The 19,812-nt window shown below is 40.7% G+C and carries 21 protein-coding genes and 1 riboswitch; of the genes, 5 read left to right on the top strand and 16 right to left on the bottom strand.

What is annotated here, in order from left to right:
• Positions 1-39: 39 nt before the first annotated feature.
• Positions 40-1,299 (top strand): bacillibactin exporter BcbE, encoded by a 1,260-nt coding sequence (gene bcbE / locus CHI10_RS16435; protein WP_095245309.1) that lies wholly within the window; start codon positions 40-42, stop codon positions 1,297-1,299.
• Between the two features lie 36 nt (positions 1,300-1,335).
• Here bcbE and CHI10_RS16430 read toward each other — a convergent pair whose 3' ends face one another.
• From CHI10_RS16430 to CHI10_RS16395, 9 genes are all read right to left on the bottom strand, one after another.
• Positions 1,336-2,097, bottom strand: coding sequence for an alpha/beta fold hydrolase (locus CHI10_RS16430; RefSeq protein WP_179289064.1), 762 nt, complete (start codon positions 2,095-2,097; stop codon positions 1,336-1,338).
• A gap of 343 nt (positions 2,098-2,440) precedes the next feature.
• On the bottom strand, positions 2,441-2,530 hold the full coding sequence (locus CHI10_RS22900; protein WP_219993454.1) for a putative holin-like toxin: 90 nt from the start codon (positions 2,528-2,530) through the stop codon (positions 2,441-2,443).
• A 126-nt stretch (positions 2,531-2,656) separates the two neighbouring features.
• A complete protein-coding gene (locus tag CHI10_RS16425; protein ID WP_095245318.1) occupies positions 2,657-2,887 on the bottom strand; it encodes a hypothetical protein in 231 nt (76 codons plus the stop codon).
• A gap of 113 nt (positions 2,888-3,000) precedes the next feature.
• On the bottom strand, positions 3,001-3,798 hold the full coding sequence (locus CHI10_RS16420; protein ID WP_483294957.1) for a DUF2935 domain-containing protein: 798 nt from the start codon (positions 3,796-3,798) through the stop codon (positions 3,001-3,003).
• Positions 3,799-3,926: 128 nt separating this feature from the next.
• Entirely contained in the window at positions 3,927-4,793 is an 867-nt protein-coding gene (locus CHI10_RS16415; protein WP_095245306.1) for a GNAT family N-acetyltransferase, read from the bottom strand.
• A gap of 254 nt (positions 4,794-5,047) precedes the next feature.
• Positions 5,048-6,919 carry a PTS fructose transporter subunit IIABC gene (locus tag CHI10_RS16410; RefSeq protein WP_095245305.1) on the bottom strand — a complete coding sequence of 624 codons (1,872 nt, stop codon included), beginning with the start codon at positions 6,917-6,919 and terminating at the stop codon, positions 5,048-5,050.
• Between the two features lies 1 nt (position 6,920).
• Positions 6,921-7,850: a 1-phosphofructokinase gene (gene pfkB / locus CHI10_RS16405; RefSeq protein WP_095245304.1), complete on the bottom strand. Its 930-nt coding sequence runs from the start codon at positions 7,848-7,850 to the stop codon at positions 6,921-6,923.
• The gene (locus CHI10_RS16400; protein ID WP_095245303.1) at positions 7,847-8,599 is read right to left on the bottom strand and encodes a DeoR/GlpR family DNA-binding transcription regulator; all 753 of its coding nucleotides are present in this window, start codon (positions 8,597-8,599) and stop codon (positions 7,847-7,849) included. Before CHI10_RS16400 ends, pfkB begins: the two co-directional genes overlap by 4 nt.
• A gap of 401 nt (positions 8,600-9,000) precedes the next feature.
• Positions 9,001-9,276: a DUF2188 domain-containing protein gene (locus CHI10_RS16395; protein WP_095245302.1), complete on the bottom strand. Its 276-nt coding sequence runs from the start codon at positions 9,274-9,276 to the stop codon at positions 9,001-9,003.
• A gap of 184 nt (positions 9,277-9,460) precedes the next feature.
• Between CHI10_RS16395 and CHI10_RS16390 the strand changes: the two genes are divergently transcribed.
• Together CHI10_RS16390 and bioB are read left to right on the top strand one after the other, a co-directional pair.
• On the top strand, positions 9,461-10,057 hold the full coding sequence (locus CHI10_RS16390) for a biotin transporter BioY (RefSeq protein WP_095245301.1): 597 nt from the start codon (positions 9,461-9,463) through the stop codon (positions 10,055-10,057).
• A 24-nt stretch (positions 10,058-10,081) separates the two neighbouring features.
• Positions 10,082-11,074, top strand: coding sequence for a biotin synthase BioB (gene bioB, locus CHI10_RS16385; protein ID WP_095245300.1), 993 nt, complete (start codon positions 10,082-10,084; stop codon positions 11,072-11,074).
• Between the two features lie 44 nt (positions 11,075-11,118).
• Here bioB and CHI10_RS16380 read toward each other — a convergent pair whose 3' ends face one another.
• The 6 genes from CHI10_RS16380 to CHI10_RS16360 form a co-directional block, all read right to left on the bottom strand.
• Positions 11,119-12,156: a ribonucleotide-diphosphate reductase subunit beta gene (locus tag CHI10_RS16380; protein WP_095245299.1), complete on the bottom strand. Its 1,038-nt coding sequence runs from the start codon at positions 12,154-12,156 to the stop codon at positions 11,119-11,121.
• 12 nt (positions 12,157-12,168) lie between these two features.
• The gene (locus CHI10_RS16375; RefSeq protein ID WP_095245298.1) at positions 12,169-14,391 is read right to left on the bottom strand and encodes a ribonucleoside-diphosphate reductase subunit alpha; all 2,223 of its coding nucleotides are present in this window, start codon (positions 14,389-14,391) and stop codon (positions 12,169-12,171) included.
• Positions 14,392-14,525: 134 nt separating this feature from the next.
• A riboswitch (cobalamin riboswitch) is annotated at positions 14,526-14,719 on the bottom strand.
• A 121-nt stretch (positions 14,720-14,840) separates the two neighbouring features.
• A complete protein-coding gene (locus CHI10_RS22755; RefSeq protein ID WP_286137413.1) occupies positions 14,841-14,969 on the bottom strand; it encodes a hypothetical protein in 129 nt (42 codons plus the stop codon).
• Positions 14,970-14,988: 19 nt separating this feature from the next.
• The gene (locus tag CHI10_RS16370; RefSeq protein ID WP_095245297.1) at positions 14,989-17,424 is read right to left on the bottom strand and encodes a heavy metal translocating P-type ATPase; all 2,436 of its coding nucleotides are present in this window, start codon (positions 17,422-17,424) and stop codon (positions 14,989-14,991) included.
• Positions 17,425-17,572: 148 nt separating this feature from the next.
• Positions 17,573-17,779: a copper chaperone CopZ gene (gene copZ, locus CHI10_RS16365; RefSeq protein WP_095245296.1), complete on the bottom strand. Its 207-nt coding sequence runs from the start codon at positions 17,777-17,779 to the stop codon at positions 17,573-17,575.
• 17 nt (positions 17,780-17,796) lie between these two features.
• Positions 17,797-18,138: a metal-sensitive transcriptional regulator gene (locus CHI10_RS16360; RefSeq protein ID WP_095245295.1), complete on the bottom strand. Its 342-nt coding sequence runs from the start codon at positions 18,136-18,138 to the stop codon at positions 17,797-17,799.
• A 157-nt stretch (positions 18,139-18,295) separates the two neighbouring features.
• Here CHI10_RS16360 and CHI10_RS22450 point away from each other — a divergent pair, with 157 nt between their 5' ends.
• Positions 18,296-18,445: a hypothetical protein gene (locus CHI10_RS22450; RefSeq protein ID WP_179289062.1), complete on the top strand. Its 150-nt coding sequence runs from the start codon at positions 18,296-18,298 to the stop codon at positions 18,443-18,445.
• A gap of 36 nt (positions 18,446-18,481) precedes the next feature.
• Here CHI10_RS22450 and CHI10_RS16355 read toward each other — a convergent pair whose 3' ends face one another.
• Positions 18,482-18,661, bottom strand: coding sequence for an H-type small acid-soluble spore protein (locus tag CHI10_RS16355; RefSeq protein ID WP_095245294.1), 180 nt, complete (start codon positions 18,659-18,661; stop codon positions 18,482-18,484).
• Positions 18,662-18,868: 207 nt separating this feature from the next.
• On the opposite strand from CHI10_RS16355, the gene CHI10_RS16350 reads away from it, so the two are divergent.
• Positions 18,869-19,492: a LysE family transporter gene (locus tag CHI10_RS16350; protein WP_095245293.1), complete on the top strand. Its 624-nt coding sequence runs from the start codon at positions 18,869-18,871 to the stop codon at positions 19,490-19,492.
• Positions 19,493-19,812: the final 320 nt, after the last annotated feature.

Genomic DNA, 19,812 nt, shown 5'->3' with positions numbered 1-19,812 from the left:
ATTAAGACTAGTTTGATTAACGAAAAGGAAGGTCGAAACATGGAGCATATTGAAAATTTACAATCTGTAAATTCCAAAGCTAAAAAGAAGTCAGGTGATGATGCTCATAACCAAAAATGGGCCATACTGTCACTTTCTTCAATTCCTCTCGTTATGACACTTGGGAATTCCATGCTGATTCCTGTTCTGCCGGCGATGGAAAATAAACTAAATATTTCTGCATTTCAATCCAGCATGATTATTACCGTATACAGTATTGTAGCCATTATTCTGATTCCAATCGCAGGCTTTTTATCCGATCATATCGGCCGAAAAAAAGTCATTATCCCCAGTCTTCTCATTGCAGGAATTGGAGGGCTGATCTCTGGCTGGGCAGCATGGAAAATGGCGGATGCTTATTGGGTCATATTAGCCGGGAGGGCATTGCAGGGTGTTGGGGCAGCCGGTGCGGCACCAATTGTGATGCCTTTGGTCGGGGATATGTTTAAAAATGATGATGACGTCAGCAGCTCCCTTGGCCTGATTGAAACGTCCAATACTTTCGGAAAAGTTTTATCACCTATACTTGGTGCTTTTCTGGCAGGGTTTATATGGTTTTTACCGTTTTTTTCTTTTCCAGTTTTTTGTACCATTTCAATCCTGCTGGTTTTCTTCCTTGTAAAAACGCCAAATAAAAGAGAAGAACCTCTTCCGCTGAAGAAGTTTTGGAGCAATATTAAGGATACCTTTAAAAACAATGGAAAATGGCTTTATGCTATTTTCTTGATAGGTGCCATTCTCATGTTTGTGCTTTTTGGGATCCTTTTTTATTTATCTGATGTGCTTGAAAAGACATACGATATTAAAGATGTTAAAAAAGGGCTTCTGCTGGCTGTTCCGCTTGGCGGACTCTGCCTTTCATCCTATCTGACAGGCAAAAAAATAAAAGAGAATAAAATACTGATGAAGTGGATCATATTTTTAGGATCAGTGCTTGTGGCAGCTGCCACTGCAATCTTAAGCTTTTCAAACAATATGTGGTTTATGATCAGCATGTTCCTGTTTGCGGGAATTGGCATAGGAGTTGCACTGCCTTCTTTGGACGCGTTGATTACCGAGGGAATTGCAAAAGAGGAACGTGGAACCATTACTTCGCTATACAGTTCAATGCGGTTTATCGGGGTTGCCGGCGGCCCGCCTGCCATTGCTATTCTGATGAAGCACTCTGATCAAGGGCTCTTTTATATTTTAAGCGGAATAACCATTCTTGCTGCCCTTGCAGCCATTTTAGCAATCAAACCTGACGCAAATGACAGCTGAAAAAATCCGTATCGTTCCATGACGATACGGATTTCTTTATTTAAAATGCTGCTGTACAAAAACAGTTACAACCTGATTGAATAGCTGCCACTTTTTAGTTGGCACCTGATGGGAAACGCCTTTGATTATGGCTGCCTGAAAGCTGACATACCTTCTATAGCTCCTTATATGCTGATTAACAAAATCTCTTGAGCCATATATAAGGAGAAGGGGGACCCTTAAGTTCCTAAGGCGATCAGTGCAGGAATAGTGAAGTGATCTATCATAAAATTGAAACCACATGGTGTGGTTTGCTTTTTTCATATGCTCCAGAATCTCGTCTCTGACTTTTTTATCTTTTGTATGGCTCGATGCTATTACATACTGCAGAAAACCAGGAAAGTGCTTCACAAAATACATTCCCAGAATATGCTCATATTTGAAGGTTTCCGATAACACCTCAGGAAACCCTCCTGAGAGAATGACACCAAGTGTCCTTTCGGGATATGAGAGGGCAAACTCCTGAGCAATTATGCCGCCTGATGAATAACCCAGAATAACAGCTTTTTCAATATCCAAGTGGTCTAATACAGCTTTTATCTCTTCTGCATATCCTTGTATAGTTACTGTTTTTTCCGGGCCAGCAGTATCTCCATTCCCGCTTAAATCAGGAAAAACAACCTGAAAATGCTCTGCCAGGAGGCCTTGATAATAAAATACCTTCCTTCCCATAGCGGGAGGATGTATAAAGAGGATCGGCACACCCTCGCCCATTGTTTCATAAAAGATCTTTGTATCCTCATAAATAAATGCCGGCAATTGAATCGTCCTTCCTTTGACAAAACATAGATGGCTTTATGGAAGACGCTATATGTTTACGTGTCAAACTAAAAGTTACTGTGCTGCCATTTTAGTATTGCACGCCAGGCAAAGAATCATTATGGGATGTTTAAAAAAGATCTGCATATACTATAAATGATCATGCAATTCTGCTTATTTCCGTGACTTTCTGAGACGTATATGATATCCTTTAATTAAGAATATGAATAAAAAACGACCGCAGGTGTTGCCGCACCCACGGTCATTCGCAATAGTCGTTCCCTTAGGGGATCGGCCTGTCAAAGACGTAGACCTCTCCCTCAATTGTCAGATCAAGGGAGGTCTATTTTTTATGGTTAAAAGTCATGACAGCAATGATCAGACTAGAAAAAGAAATCATCATCATGATCGATTCGAAAACTGTCAAAGGCATCACCCCCTTTCAAATACGGGGCTAGCCGACCACCCTTGAGAAACTCCCATTGCTTCTTTATTATAACACAATTCTGTCCATTTAGTCGAACGCATGTTCTATTTTAAGTAAATTGATTCTTCTTTCCTATTTTTTCAAATCTTTTTCCTCTGCAGATTTTCTTTGAAGATACCCATAAAGAAAACCCATCTCCTGATTAAGCAAATACTCCATTTCCTCCAGCTGCTGCTCAGCAATTAACTGAGGATTCTCTCCCCATTCCACGCTATGGATAAAATAATAATTTCTTATTCTTTTAAAAATAATGATTGCTTCAGGAAAGCAGTCAAAGAACCCCTTTACCTGATTTCTCCTCATATAACTCCATCTAATCAGTTCCATGATATCAGCCTTTTTAATACTCCTTTACCCTGAAAAACATGGATTCATGTTCTAAATGCAAAAAACTGCCGAAAATGGCAGTTTTGAAATTATTCTTTAAGCCTTGGCTTGGCAGGGTCACATTTCGGCTTTTCAGACTGAGTAGACTCGGCAAGCTTTGAGAGGTAATAACATTCTTCACGGTACATATGATCAGCCATTAAAGCTGCAAATGTTCCCAATGCCTCTTTGCTTAATTCAAGTTCCTCGATTTCATTGAGGAAGTTCATAAACAGAGACATTTCCAGCGTAACATCGCTGTTAAACTTTTGCAGGGCGGGGAATGATTCAACATTCGTCCGAAGGAAGCCGGACATTTCTACGGCCTTTAAATAAAATGCTTCAAAATCCTTTGTATAACCATCACTGATTTTCTTAATTTTCTTCTCAACACGTTCCATATTGTCCGATATGGCACCTGCATGGCCAGCAGCATCCAGAAGCCAGATTAAATGGTGATGGAGCTCATGAAATACAGGTGGGGCTTCCCCTTTTTTTAAATATTGAAGGACAAGCATATACTCTTCAAGCTCATTGACCATATGGTTAATAAAAACCGGGCCAAGATGAATGGATATTTTCCCTATCAAATGACGTTCAATCAGGTTCAGTTTAAATTCCCGCAGCTTCTTAGCTTCCTGTTCCGCCCTCCGGCTCAATTGCTCCAGATTATCAACTTCAACCCTTCCCAGGAGCTGATCAAAAGTTTGTATAAAGTAATTTGCCCGTTCAATGCTGTCTTTTTCATTTGGTGATAATGAATCATGAATAAAGCGTGCATGATCACCCAAAACCTGCAGCCAAAACCCGTGTTCAAATCTTGCAGCATTTTCAAATCCAGCAGCCAAATATATCTCCCCTTTCAACATACTCATAAGAACATATCAAAAACAAGCTGGAATTATGCCTAAACACTGACTTCAATTATCACAACTTAGTTTTTGAGAGAAAGGGGGGCAATTGAAAAGAATGTAGACTATAGCGGCTTTTCCATCATAACTTGGCCAACCTTCTTTTCGAATCCCAGTTTACGTAATGCTACTGATGCGGGATTGGAAACAGAAATGTTTACTGCAGTGAAATCAATAGAATCATCTCCATCCAGGAACAAATGGCGAAGAAATCTTTCTGTCATTTTTTCATAGTCATTTTCATTACTGAACCTTAACTGATAAATAATGATGCGGTCTGTGCGTCCTCCCGCTTCCAGTATTCTTTTGTATAAAATATAGCCAACCGCGTTCCCGTCGTCATTTAATAGCACAGCAGCTTCTCCGTGTTTTGCGCTTTGCCACTGGCATTGCCAGGCAGCTTTGCTGTCATAAATGCTAAGTGACTGCAGCTGTTCAGGATATAACTTTTTTATGGCAAAAGGCTTTTCCTTTAATGAATTCAGTTCATTATGTGTAAGCTTCTTGTTTAAATAAAGCAAATGATCAGTGATCACATAGCCGGCTTTTTTGTACAGCTTAATCGCTCTTTCATTTTCTTCAATTGCTTCAAGGACAGCTGTGTGTGCTTTTTCAGCTTTATAGATGCTAATTACCTCTTCCATCATAGCTGCAGAAAGACCTCTGCCCCTGAATTCAGGTGCGATTCCAGTGCCTCCGTTCCAGGCTATTTTTCTGCCGTTAATCTCCCGAAATCCATTCATTATGATTCCGCAAGGTTCTCCGTGCATAAATACAACAATCGACTTTTCAGGAGAAAGACCCTCAGATATCATTCGATTAACAAATGCCTGAAGATCCATCTTAATGGGAACTATATAGCCTTCAAAACCTTTGTTCCAGGCTGTCAGCGCCTCCTCCAGGGTACACTGGGAAAGTCTTTTTATTTTCATAGCCGCTCTCCTTCATGTTTTTAAATTTTTGATTGTTAGTTATGTTTGTTCCCTCTTTTAATTACAATAATAATGGCCATGTTATTACACCTCCGCTTTAAATAGACCAGATAGTTTATTTACTGCCAAAAAATTATATAGACTTATGAGTTTATTTTAATTAAAGCATTTATTTTCAGTTTTTTCAATCTATTTTTAAGAGGATTCTTTAAAAATAAAAGCCGATACATCAAGTACCAGCTTTGGTTCATATATTATTTATTTGCAGACTTTTTCAGGATTCCAATAAGGACAGCGGACAACAGAGCACCTGCTATTATTCCTGCAAGGTAAATTCCCCATGGTCCATCGACTAGAGGGACGACAAAGACTCCGCCGTGCGGTGCCCTTAATCCGATTCCAGCCATCATTGAAATGGCACCTGCCAAGGCAGAACCTGCCATGATGGATGGGATAACACGCAATGGGTCTGCTGCTGCGAAAGGAATCGCACCTTCTGTAATAAACGAAAATCCCATTATATAGTTTGCTTTTCCTGCATCCTGTTCCTGTTTAGTAAATCTATTTTTAAATAAAGTTGTGGCAAGTGCGATGGCAAGTGGCGGTACCATACCTGCCGCCATGATGGCGGCCATTGGTTCATATACTCCATTTGCAAGAAGCCCTGTACCAAAAACATATGCCGATTTATTAACCGGGCCGCCCATATCAAATGCCATCATCAGACCAAGGACTGCTCCTAGCAGGACAGCATTTCCAGTGCCAAGTCCTGAAAGCCACTCGGTGATAGCCGAATTTAATGCGCCAACTGGTTTGTTGACAACATAAAGCATCAGAAATCCTGTGACAGCAATTCCAAAGAGCGGATAGAGCAAAATCGTTTTAATTCCTTCAAGTGATGAAGGCAGGCCGGCAAATACCTTTTTCAAACCAACTACTACATAACCTGCAAGGAAGCCGGCAATAATGCCGCCAAGAAATCCTGCGCCTCCAGATGCTGCCAGCATTCCCCCAACTGCACCTGCAGCAAATCCTGGGCGATCAGCAATACTCATGGCAATGAATGCTGCAAGGATTGGAACGATTAACCCAAATGCATTTCCTCCGCCAATGGTCATCAGTGCTTCTGCGATAGGATGGTATGACGGATCATTAGGATCTGCTGCTTTATATCCGAACATAAAGGAAATGGCAATCAGGATCCCGCCGCCCACAACAAATGGAAGCATGTTGGATACACCATTCATTAAGTGCTTATAAATTCCGGCTTTTTGTTCTTTTTGATTCCCAGCAGACCCGCTGCTGTCCGCACTTCCGCCCTTGTATATAGGGGCATCCTGATTAAGAGCTTTTTCAATAAGCTCCTGAGGTTTCCGGATGCCATCAGCAACTGCCGTTTCAAGGACATGCTTCCCGCTGAATCGCTCCATTTCAACCTTAGTATCTGCTGCAACGATAATTGCTGCTGCATTTGCGATTTCCTTTGGTGTCAGAACGTTCTTAGCACCGCTTGAGCCATTGGTTTCAACTTTAATTTCGACGCCCATTTCAGCTGCCTTGGCCTTTAGTGAATCAGCTGCCATATACGTATGGGCAATTCCTGTTGGGCAAGCTGTTACGGCCACAACAAATCGTTTGCTGTCTGCAATATCCTGGACTTCCTCTTCTTCTGTCCCATCATAGCTGTCAATGATTTCAATTACTTGATCCGCCGAAGCAGCATGCTGAAGTTTTTTGCGTGCTTCCTCGTTCATTAATATCGATGAAAGCCTGGATAGAGCTTCCAGATGTGTATTATTTGCTCCTTCCGGGGCTGCAATCATAAAGAATAAATGTGCTGGCTGACCGTCAAGCGATTCGTAATTTACGCCTTCTTCTGATTTGCCGAACGCAATAGCAGGTTCTTTGACCGCACCCGTTTTGGCATGGGGAATGGCAATTCCATCACCTATGCCTGTTGTGCTTTGTTCTTCCCTTTTTAAGATTGCATTCTTGAAGGCATCACGGTCATGAAGCTTTCCAGCTGCATCCAGCTTGTTTACCAATCCATTTATAGCATCCATTTTGCCTGTTCCGCTCAATGAGAGCAGAATCGTATCTCTTGTCAGTAATTCTGTAATTCTCATCCTAAATCTCCCCTTTTAGGCTGACTTTTTCAATCGAAACCTGTGAAAGCAATTCCTCCGCTTTTTCCTTTGTGCAAAGGCCAAGCGAAAAAGCCGTAGCGCTTCCGGAAGCAACACTGTATTGAAAAGCCTTTTCTATATTTTTGTTTTTTTCATAAGCTGCAAGAAAACCGGCTACCATGGAATCTCCGGCACCAACTGAACTTTCTACTTTTCCTTTTGGAACGCTTGAAATGTATGCAGCATCAGCAGATATTAAGACTGCTCCCTTGCCTGCTAATGAGATAATTACATTCTGCGCGCCCATTTTAACAAGTTTCTGTCCAAATGGGATGACTTCTTCAGCGGAAGTGAATTCTCTGCTGAATATTTCACCCAATTCATGGTGATTGGGCTTTATTAAAAATGGTTTGTACGGAAGGACCTTTTTCAATAGTTCTCCCTCTGCGTCCACCACAAAAGCAGCTCCATTTTCTGAACAGATTTTCACCAGCTCTTCATAAGTTGTTTCAGGCAAGGTTGATGGAATACTGCCTGCAAGGACAAGCAAATCTTCCTCTGATAGGCTGCGGATCTTATTTTTAAGATCCTCGAAATCCCCCCCTGAAATGGCCGGCCCTTTGGCATTGACTTCTGTTTCCGTCTCTGTCTTTATCTTTACATTGATTCTTGTGTCACCATCAACTTGTACAAAGTCAGTTTGGATATTCTCCTTATTTAAGCAATCAACAATATATTCTCCTGTAAAACCGCCTGCAAAGCCAATGGCCTTGCTTTCAACATCCATTCTTTTCAGCACTCTCGAAACATTAATCCCTTTTCCTCCAGGGAACTTTGTATCATGATGCATGCGGTTAAGACCTCCGACTATCAATTCATCCAATTCTACGATGTAATCCACTGACGGATTTAGCGTCAATGTGTGTATCATGCTGTCACGACCTTTATTGTAGTTTTGCTGCTATAAGTCTCCTTCTGATCCTCATTCAGCTCATTTGTAATAATTGCTGCTGTATGCAAATCGGCAATCTTGGCAAACGCGATTTCTGAAAACTTCGTATCATCGGCAAGCACGAATGCCTCCCTTGAAAGCGAAATGGCCATTTGCTTAACCATAGCCTCATCCTGATCCGGTGTAGTGTAGCCGAATTGAGGATGTATGCCGTTAACCCCCATAAAGCATTTATCAAATCGATAATTTTCCAGGCTGGCCAATGCCCCTCTGCCGATGATCGCTTTTGTCTGTTCCTTGGCAAATCCGCCGATTAAAAATGTTTTTATATTACGTTCCAGCAATGCTTGAATATGCATTAATCCATTCGTCACAACCACAATTTCTTTTGCGGGCAAAAAGGGAATCATTTCAGTTACTGTGGAGCCCGCATCCAAATAGATGGAATCCCCCTCTTCAACAAGGTTTGATGCATATTGGGCAATTTGGCGCTTTTGCTGAAGGTTTTTGGATGATTTTTCAGACATGCTGAGTTCCTGCAGCTTGCCCTGAAGCCTGGCTGCACCTCCATGAATTCTTTTAAGGTACTTTCCTTCCTCAAGCTGGGTAAGGTCTCTTCTGATTGTTGATTCCGATGTTTCTGTCATGTCAACGAGATCCTGAATTTTCACTACACCTTTCTCTTTTATAAGCTGCAGTATCAATTTATGGCGCTCTGGTGTTAACAAAACATCACCTCCCTGGGTGTCTTGTTCTTCTTGTTACATCATACTGAAAACGATTGCAAAAATCAATCATTTTCATTCAAAATAAATCAAAACCAATCATACATTGGCCGTTTTTGATTGTTTGTAGAAAATTTATTCTTTTGGTTAGAATATTTTAAATATATTAAAATAATAGTTTGCTCTCTATGATTTATTATGCTAGAATCTAAAATAACAATATATAGTTTCTTCTAACAACTAACGCTACTATATATTGTTTTAATTTAAGAATTTACTTGGTCCAAGGTCTCTTTTTTGAACCGCTTTCTTATGGAAAGCGGCCTTTTTTTGTTTTAGGAAAAAAATCACATTTTCTCCATAACAAAAAGAGCACTACACTAAGGTAATGCCCTTCTCTAAGATTATTTATCTTCATAATTTAACAGATCTTCAATTTTTCCGTCCTCATTATGCAGAATGGCCATTGTGCCTGCATCCTCAGCCATGCGCTTTGCTTCCTCAACAGCATCTGACTGTGAATCTGAAGTGTACTCAGGCTCGTCTTGACCTTCCTTTTTGACTGCCCACCCTTCTTCATCGTGCGGTACTACATGGAATCTCGCTTCATCTGTTCCTGCCCGGTCCTTGAAATATTGTTTCTGTTCGCCACTATGAATGTTGTTATTATTTTTTGCCATGTTTATACCTCCTTATATTGTATGGACATCATCTATTTGATGAGCAGTATCACTTTACCCTTAATCCCCGGATAGAAACTTAATTGAATACAACTATGTAAACCGTTTTTTATTTTTAGTTGACATATGACATCTACTGCTATTATTCTAAACTGTATAAATATTAATCTAGCAGGAGGCTTTTATGAAGACAGGTTTGAGGACAATTGATTTAACTTTGGCAGGTATGTTTGTTGCCCTGATGGCGGTTGGGGCAAACATCACTTCATTTGTGCCATTTTTGGTTATCGGAGGAGTGCCCATTACTTTACAGACCTTTTTTGCCATTATGGCAGGGACTATTTTAGGAAGCCGGCTGGGGGCTATTACAATGGCTGTCTATGCTTTCGTCGGGCTTGCAGGCGCCCCGGTCTTTTCAAAATTCGGCGGCGGTTTTGCTTCATTACTAAACCCGACTTTCGGTTTTATCCTTTCGTTCATTCTAACAGCATATGTCACCGGGAAAATAATTGAAAAGAAAAAATCAGTCCCGGTATATACAACAGCAGCTCTAATTGGAATGGCAATTAATTATCTATTCGGGACAAATTGGATGTACCTGGCTTATAAACTCTGGTTTACAGCACCTGAAGGATTTACCTATCAAATGGCATGGCTTTGGATGGCGGTCCCTCTTCCAAAGGACATTATTCTCTCTGTATTTGCCGGGTTAATGGCCTATCGACTGGAGCATAGAGTATTTGCCCGCAGCCAGTTCAGAAAAATGAACCGGGCAGCTTAACTAATAGTATTAAGGAGGATATATATGGATTATCGAAGATTAGCTCATAATGTATTGGAAGGACATGAATTGACAGACTCGGAGGCAATGTCCATATTAAATTGCCCTGATGATGAGCTTCTGGATTTATTGCACAGTGCCTACAAAATCCGTCACCATCATTACGGGAATAGAGTTAAATTAAACATGATTATCAATACAAAATCCGGTTTATGCCCTGAGAACTGCGGCTATTGTTCACAGTCCAGCATCTCTACTGCACCAATTGAAAAATACCGGATGATGGATAAGGACTCTATCTTACAGGGAGCTGAACAGGCGCATCAGCTTAATGTTGGAACATACTGTATCGTTGCAAGCGGCAGGGGCCCAAGCAACAAAGAGCTAAATGAAGTTGTATCTGCTGTTAAAGAGATTAAGGATCACTACAATATGAAGGTCTGCGCCTGCCTTGGACTCCTGAAGCCTGAACAGGCTTTGAAGCTGAAGGAAGCCGGAGTGGACCGCTACAATCACAATATTAATACATCTGAAAATCATCATGAGAGCATTACTACATCCCATACATATCGGGACAGAGTCAATACTGTCCAATTAATAAAGGAGACAGGCATCTCACCATGCTCCGGTGTTATCATCGGCATGAAGGAAACCAAAGAAGATGTCATAGCTATGGCACGAAGCTTAAAAGTACTTGATGCCGACTCCATTCCGGTTAATTTTCTTCATGCCATTGATGGGACGCCATTAGAAGGAACAGATGAGCTGAACCCCCGCTATTGCCTGAAAGTGCTTTGTCTCATGCGTTTTATCAATCCATCAAAGGAAATCAGAATATCCGGTGGCAGAGAAGTGAATCTCAGGAGCCTGCAGCCGCTTGGTTTATATCCGGCCAACTCCATTTTCGTAGGAGATTACTTAACTACTGCCGGTCAGGAAAGCACAGCAGATCACAAAATGCTGAAGGATTTGGGTTTTGAGATTGATTATACAGCTGGAGAGCCGGTATTCTCCTGATCAAAAAAAGATTCTGCGCCCAAGCAGAATCTTTTTTATCTTTTCTATAATTCGTCAAACCCATTATCTATTTGAACTTTTGTATATTGCCGTGATTTTTGCTCGAAAAAATCGGACTTCCCGTGATCAATCTCCTCATAGGCCACTATCCAGCGGAGAGGATTGGTCCTATAGCCTACAAACGGCCGTTCATATCCCAGCTGGTTGCATCGGACATTAGCATAAAATTTGATATAGGCTTCAATGTCAGACAGTAGGATGCCTTCTGTTTTGCTGCCGATCACCTCGCGGGCCCATTCAATCTCCAGTTCAGCTGCTCTTTTAAAAGTCTCCTGGACGAATTCACTTAATTCATTAGAATTAAGCACCGGATTTTCCTTAAGGATTTCTTTGAAAATTTTAACAAACAAATCTACATGGATTTGTTCATCCCGGTTGATGTAATTAATCATTGTTGAGGTGGCAACCATCTTTTGATTTCTTGCCAGGTGATAAAAGAATGCAAAGCCTGAATAAAAGAAAAGCCCCTCCAATACGACATCAAACACAATCGATTTCAGCAGGTTCTCCGCACTTGGATTCTCTGCAAAATCTTTATATCCGTTCACAACAAATTCATTTCTTTCAGCTAATACAGGTTCTGTCCGCCAGAATTCAAAAACCTCATCCTGTTTTTGTTTGGGAACTAGGCTTGATAGAACATAGGAATAAGAATGATTATGAATCACCTCCTGCTGTGCAAGTATGATCATGAGTGCTGATATGCTTGAATCGGTAATATAATCAGCAACTTTACCGGCATAATCGGTCTGGATGCTGTCGAGCAATGCAAGCAGCCCAATAATTTTCAAAAATGCATCTTGTTCACTTTTCGTTAAATCCGGAAATTGCTTAATGTCCTGTGACATGTTTATTTCAAAGGGTGTCCAAAAGTTAGCAAGCATTTTTTTATACTTTGGATAGGCCCATGAGAAGCGGACATCATCCCAATTAAGAATATTGGAGCATTCGCCGTTGATGATTGAAGTTGATTTATTAGGCGCCGATTGATTAATAATTGGGCGTTTTTTTAGAGTATTCATAAATGGCCTCCTTTAGCTTGAGCAAGATTCGCAGTCTTCAACCTCTGATGAAGTTGAACGGATATAGTAAGTTGTTTTTAATTTATTCTTCCATGCTGAAAGATGCAGATTTAAAAGATCGATAGCTTTAATATGGTTAGGTATATAGAAATTAAATGAAATAGCCTGATCTATATGCTTTTGTCTGTTAGCATTCTGCCTGAGGCTCCACTCCTGGTTAATATGATAGGCAGATTTGTAGTACCAGATGGTCTCACTGTTAATATCAGGAGCTGTAACAGGGATTCGATAATCTTTTTTCTCTTCGGAATACTGCTTGTTAAATATAGGATCAATACTCGGTGTGCTTCCTGCAATTAATGCAGTAGATGCATTAGGGGCAACCGCCATCATATAGGCGTTTCGGACGCCGAATTCCTTTACCTCCCTGCTCAATCCTGTCCAGTCCATTTCTGTCTTTGCCCCCATATATCCCCGCTTTTCAAAGTAGGCACCCGTTTCCCAATCAGAGCCTTTAAAGGCTGTATAGCTTCCTTTTTCTTTTGCCAGATTCATAGAACTTTTTATCGCTAAAAAAGCAATTTGTTCATATAGAATGTCAGCGAATTCTGCTGCTTCTTCGCTTTCCCATGTGATTTTTTTCAGTGCAAGAAGGTGGTGCCACCCAAAAGTCCCTAGACCAATCGCACGGTATTTTTGATTTGTTATCTGCCCTTGAGTAACTGGAATTCTATTTATATCAATAACATTATCAAGCATTCGCACCTGAATGGACACAAGCCTTTCAAGGACTCCTTCACTTATGGTCCGTGCAAGATTGATGGATGAAAGATTGCAGACAACGAAGTCTCCCGGCTGTTTCTCGATAATAATTCTCCCATCCCTTGTATATTCTTCAACCCTCTTAGTAACACTTTGGTTTTGTACGATTTCAGTGCAAAGGTTGGTACAATAAATCATTCCGCAATGCGAATTGGCATTTTTCCGATTAACCTCATCCCGGTAGAACATGAATGGTGTCCCGGTTTCAAGCTGACTTCTCATGATGGATTTCATAATCTCAATAGCAGATACTTTTTCCCTTGATAGATTCGGGTTATCAATGCATTCTTTATATTTCTGGCGGAAAGAACCTTCGCCTTCTCCTTCGTCAAAAAAATCCTCCAGTGAAAAGCCCATTACCTTGCGGACTTCATGGGGATCAAATAAATACCAATACCCGCGGCTTTCCACTTTTTCCATAAATAAATCAGGAATGCAGACACCTGTGAATAAATCATGTGTTCGCTGCCTTTCATCTCCATTATTAAGCTTTGCATCAAGAAACGAGAAGATATCTTTATGCCAGACATCCAGATAGACACTTATAGCACCCTGCCTTTGTCCAAGCTGGTCAACACTGACCGCTGTGTTATTCAGCTGTTTCATCCAGGGAATCACGCCTGAAGATGCCCCCTTAAATCCTTTAATATCACTGCCTCTGCTGCGGATTTTCCCCAAATATACTCCAATTCCTCCACCGCTTTTGGAAAGAGATGCAATATCAGTATTACTGTCATAAATGGAATCAAGACTGTCATCAACGGTTTCAATGAAACAGCTTGAAAGCTGACCCCAATTTTTCCCGGCATTAGCGAGTGTTGGAGTTGCAACAGTCATATACAATCCGCTCATTGCCCAGTAAGCTTCTTTAACAAGCTTAAGACGCTTATCCTTTAGCTCCTTTTTCATTAGAACCATACTGATGATCATGAACCGCTCCTGTGGAAGCTCATAGAGTTTTCTCTGTTTGTCCCTGGCCAGATACCGATCTGCCAGCATCTTCAGCCCCAAATATGTAAATAAACGGTCATTTTCTTTTTTAATAAAATGGGACAGCTCATTTATCTCATCCTTTGAATACACATCTAATATATCTTGTTCATAAATTCCTAAAGAGGTCAGACGTTCAATTAGCGTATAAAAATGTGTGTAGCAGTCATCCGGCCCGCATTCTCTGTTTTTTCCGGACTCGATATAGAGCTTTTTAAGAAGCAGACGTGAAGCGGCATACGTCCAATCAGGCTCTTCAATGCTGATAAATGATAAACAATCCAGTATTAGCTGGTCATACATGGCCTCTCCTCCCAGCTGACTCATTTCTTCATACCTTTTTAACATTTGTTCAAAGCCAAGCTGTGGGAATTCAGTCTTAAGTTCTTCTAAAATTTTAATCGGCTGTATGGTTTGGACCATCTTACTTCCTCCTAAAGGCAAAATAAAAATCCGCCCGGAAAATGAGCGGATCAAACGATAGTATAATAGCAGGAAGCAGAGAAACAAACGGCCATTACGCGATCGTTTCATCATCTCAATCCCCGAAGATAAGAAACTTTCGATCGCCCTGGCAGGTCTCCTGGCTTGTGCTTCACTCTACTAAAAGCCCTTCCCATACTAGCGCCATAAAGCGTTTTGTACAGTGGCATGCTTTTTTCGTCTGCACTTACAGTTGCGGGGACAGCTTCGGTTTTTCACCGAATTCCCTATTAAGTCCATATAGGACACCAATCACGATCTATATGTAGTTTTCACTTTTAAAAATCCATACTATATATTGTAGAAGATTCTATCATATCGAGAAATAAATTACAATTATAAATCAGTAAAAAACGGGCAGAGGGGATTCCCCTCTGCCCGGTCATTTTTTATTCATGATTTTCAATTTCAATATCATGTGGTACCTGCTCTGGCTTAGCCCAGAAAGAATCATATGCCGCATAACCAGCCATTATAAGCACCAGGTAAGCAATCGTTGCACCTGCCCATTTCTTCATTTAAATTTGCCCCTTCCAATTAAACGTTTTTTTCACTTACTTTTACTCTTTGTAATCTAAGTGCGTTCAAAACGACAGATACGGAGCTGAAAGCCATTGCTGCACCGGCAAGCCAGGGAGCAAGGAACCCTAATGCAGCTACTGGGATGCCAAGGGTATTGTAGGCAAATGCCCAGAAAAGATTTTGTTTGATATTTCTTATCGTTTTTTTACTCATTAGAATGGCGTCTGCGATACTATTTAGATCCCCTCTCATTAGAGTAATATCTGCTGCTTCCATCGCAACGTCTGTACCGGTTCCAATCGCCATTCCTATATCAGCAACAGCGAGTGCAGGGGCATCGTTTATGCCATCGCCGACCATGGCGACTTTTTTACCCTGGTTTTGAAGTTTTTTTACTTCTTCTGCCTTGCCTTCAGGCAGAACTTCTGCAATTGCAGAGTCTATCCCCACTTCCTCAGCTATTGCCTGAGCCGTACGTTTGTTATCTCCCGTTATCATAATGACTTCAATTCCCAATTGCTTTAAGCGATTGATTGCATTTCTGGATGTTTCTTTTATCGTATCCGCCACTGCAACGATACCCGCATATTTGCCATCGACTGCAACTAGCATGGCCGTTTTTCCATTTTCCTCAAGTGTCTCCATTTCCAGCTTGGCTGAATGTACATTTATATCGTATTTTTCCATTAATCTTCTTGTACCGACCAGGAGGTTTTTGCCTTCCACTTTTGCTTTAATCCCATATCCGGGAATAGCTTCAAATTCCTGCGGATTAAATAGAGTGATTCCTTTATCCTTTATTCCTTTTACAATCGCTTCGGCCAATGGATGCTCAGACTGCTTCTCAGCTGATCCAACAAGCTGAAGAAATGCACTTTCTTCAACATTGCCTTCCGTAATCACATCCGTTAAAACCGGTTTGCCATGTGTTACGGTGCCGGTTTTATCAAGAACGACAGTAGTGATTTCATGTGTAAGCTCCAGGTGCTCCCCGCCTTTAAAAAGAACCCCATATTCCGCTGCACGGCCTGAACCAGCCATTATAGAAGTTGGCGTAGCCAGACCCAGGGCACATGGACATGCAATCACCAGGACGGCAATCAATTTTTCAAGTGCTTCTGCAAAATTACCGGGACTTACCCATATATACCATACCAGGAATGTAACCACGGCTATATTCACAACAATCGGAACGAATATCCCGGAGATTTTATCTGCCATCCGCTGTATGGGCGCTTTGGAACCTTGTGCTTCTTCCACTACTTTAATAATCCGTGACAGTGCCGTATCCTTGCCAACTTTAGTGGCTTTAATTTTCAGGAAGCCATTTTTATTAAGGGTGGATCCAATGACTGTGTCTCCAGCTGTTTTATCAACAGGTACGCTTTCTCCCGTCAGCATGGATTCATCCAATGCAGACTGTCCCTCGATAATTTCACCATCAACCGGTATTTTTTCACCCGGCTTTACATATATGATATCTCCAGCAATAACTTCTTCCAGGGGAATTTCAATTTCTTCCCCTTCCCTTAAGACAGTTGCTGTTTTTGCCTGAAGACCCATAAGCTTTTTGATTGCTTCAGAAGAACGCCCCTTAGCCCTCGCTTCAAACAGCTTGCCTAAAATGATTAATGTTATTAGAATGGCACTTGTTTCATAATAGAGCTCCACCATATGCCTGTTGCTGCCAAGTGATAATAAAGACTGGTATAAGCTGTAGAAAAACGCTGCCGAAGTACCCAGTGCCACCAGCACATCCATATTGGCGCTTTTATTTTTCAATGCCTTATACGCCCCAACATAAAATTGTTTTCCTATGAAAAATTGCACGGGAGCTGCAAGCGCCAGCTGCACCCACGGATTCATAAACATATCGGGAACGTAAATAAAAGATGTAAACTCGAAATGTCCCACCATGGACCAGAACAAAGGGATGGAAAGAATTAATGAGAAGATGAACTTGCCTTTTTGCTTCTCGATTTCCTTTTCCCTGTAACCTTCTGTCTCTTGGTCTTTATCGGTTTTTACTTTTGCCTGATACCCCAAATTCTCTACTTTCTTTATCATATCCTGGACGGAGACTTGCTCGGGATAATATTCAACAGTCCCCGTTTCAAGAGCCAAATTGACCACAGCATGTTTTACCCCAGGAAGTTTATTAAGTCCCTTTTCAATACGAGATGAACAGGCTGCGCATGTCATCCCCAGCAATTCGAACTCTGCTTTCTCCGATACTACTGCATAACCGAGATCCTCAATTTTTTTCTCAAAAGCTTCAACAGAAATTACTTCCGGATTATATTTTATCGCTGCTTTTTCCAATGCAAGATTGACACTTGCTTCCTGGACACCATCCAGCTTATTTAGCCCCTTCTCAATTCGTGATGAACAGGCTGCACATGTCATTCCCGATATCGGAAGGTGAACCTCCTTCAGGGCTGCACCACCCATAATTCCCACTCCTTTATTAAACAAAGTACTTTACATTTATATACTATACCCACCTACCCTATATGTCAATCAAATATAAGTAGGCAAATTTCTTAATTTGTAAAAAAAGAGAACGTGCATCTTATTCACACGTTCCTTCCGGGTTAGATTACTTCACATCATAGCCTTGATCGTCAATTGTTTCTTTGATTTGTTCAAGTGAAACTGCAGATGAGTCAAAATGAACCTGCACTTGGCCATTATCAAGGTCCACTGCTACCTTATCCACACCATTTAATTTGCCGACACTGCCTTCAACAGCTTTTACACAATGTCCGCATGACATTCCGCTTACTTTCAAAGTTACGTTTTCCATAATAATGAAGCCTCCCATTATTTTTTCATTAATTTCTGGATTGTGACTAAAAATTCATCAAGCACTTCTTCATCGCCTTCGTGGATTCTTTCAATCACACAGCTTTTCAAATGGCCTTCAAGCAATAGCTTGGCTACGCTATTCAAAGCGGACTGAGTTGCCGAAATTTGTGTTATGATATCATCACAATACACGTCTCTGTCAATAAGTCCTTTGATCCCGCGTATTTGCCCTTCAATTCGGTTTAATCGGGTAGTCAAATTCTTCTTAACTTTTTCTGAATGATGACTTTTTCGGTCCGATTCAATCGAACAGCAGCTGTCTGCAGATAAATCCTCGTTTTCTAAATCAAAAGCCATTTGATCAGCCTCCTTGGTCTAATTATATTATACCCCGGTACCCTATGTAAAGTACTAAGTTCAAAAATTAACGGTTTTATAAGTATAATTTCCCTTTCATGTTATTGAAAATCTCTGTTTATACTAACGGAAACACTTTAAAAAGGAGGTCAATGATGTGGATAGACGGCATGAAAATTTAGAAGACACTGGCAAAGATTTGTATGGAATTGATAAAGAAATTAGCCTGCAGTCGGTAAATTTTGCTTCTGCTGAGAATAAGTACTTAAATGAACGAGCAGAAACTGATTCCAATCAGGATATATAGACGAAAAGCCGCCAATCCTGGCGGCTTAATGTCATATTATAATTCAGTCAGTTCTCCAATTTCCACCTCGGACCTTTCTTCAAGCGGGCCGCGTAAATGTACTGTCGCTGTTCTCCCATCTTCACTAAGCTTATCGATCCACACTGAAGCATTATTGTATCTTACTTCGATATCTGCTGATGATGAAAGAATTTGCTTCACTCGCTTTGCATCCATAAGAAACACTCTCCTCTACTTTTTTCAGTTTATTTTTTGCATGGTTGAGAAATTTATGCCTGCTTTGTCAGTAAAGTTGTTTTATTGGGCAATACATTCTGTTTGCAAAAACTGCTGCTTGCTAAGGATTAAATAGTTGTCCTATCCTTCCAATACACTGAATACACTTTGTACAAACAGGTTTTGGCAGTTAGGGGTTGTACACTTATGAGCATATTTTTAGGATATGTTTTCTTGGGTCTTACGCTTGCAGCACCAATTGGTCCAATAAATGCTGCGCAATTGGATAAAGGAATAAAAAATGGTTTTTTCCACGCCTGGCTTGTGGGCCTGGGGGCTATTACAGCAGATGCAGTTTATATGGCAGCCGTTTATATGGGTGTAGTACATTTTATTGAGATCCCATTAATAAAAGCTTTTTTATGGTGCTTTGGATTTTTTGTTCTGGTATATACAGGGGTGGAAACCATATTAAGCGCCGGCAAAGTAATATCAAGCCTGAGAACGAAAAATGAATCTAAAGTAAAATCCTTCATGTCAGGCTTTCTCATGTCATTGTCAAATCCTTTAACGATACTGTTTTGGCTCGGCATCTATGGTTCCATCCTGGCAAAAACAGCAGCTGAGTATGACAAGGCCCATGTTATTTTATACAGCGGAGCGATTTTTACAGGTCTTCTTCTCTGGGATGTAACTATGGCAGCCGTCGCCAGCAGCTTTAGAAGATTTTTAACCGGAAAAATTCTCGCTATTATTTCAGTTTTATCTGGAGTATCCTTGATTGGATTTGGTATATATTTTGGATTGCAGGCGTATAAGTTTTTGTTTTAAATACATATTTCCATCCATTCGGACTAGGTGGAGAAAATTCATGGTTGCATGACAGTATAAAATAAAAATCTTTGAAGTGTGTTTCAGTTAATTTGGTATTTCTGGCAAGTTCGGAGATTTATCTAACATGTTTTGGATTTTATCTAGCACGTTTTTGGGTTTTATCTAACAGGTTTTGGAGTTTATCTAGCAGGTTTTGGAGTTTATCTTACATTTTGAACAATCCGTCTTTACGGAGACGAAATCGACTATGAGTCCAACTGATTCAGATACCTATTTTTACACATAAAAAAGAGCACTCATCAGGTGCTCTTTCATTT

Origin of the sequence: Bacillus sp. 7894-2 (assembly GCF_002272225.1) — a bacterium.
Lineage (GTDB): Bacteria > Bacillota > Bacilli > Bacillales > Cytobacillaceae > Cytobacillus.
This window is presented reverse-complemented; position numbering and strand designations above follow the sequence as displayed.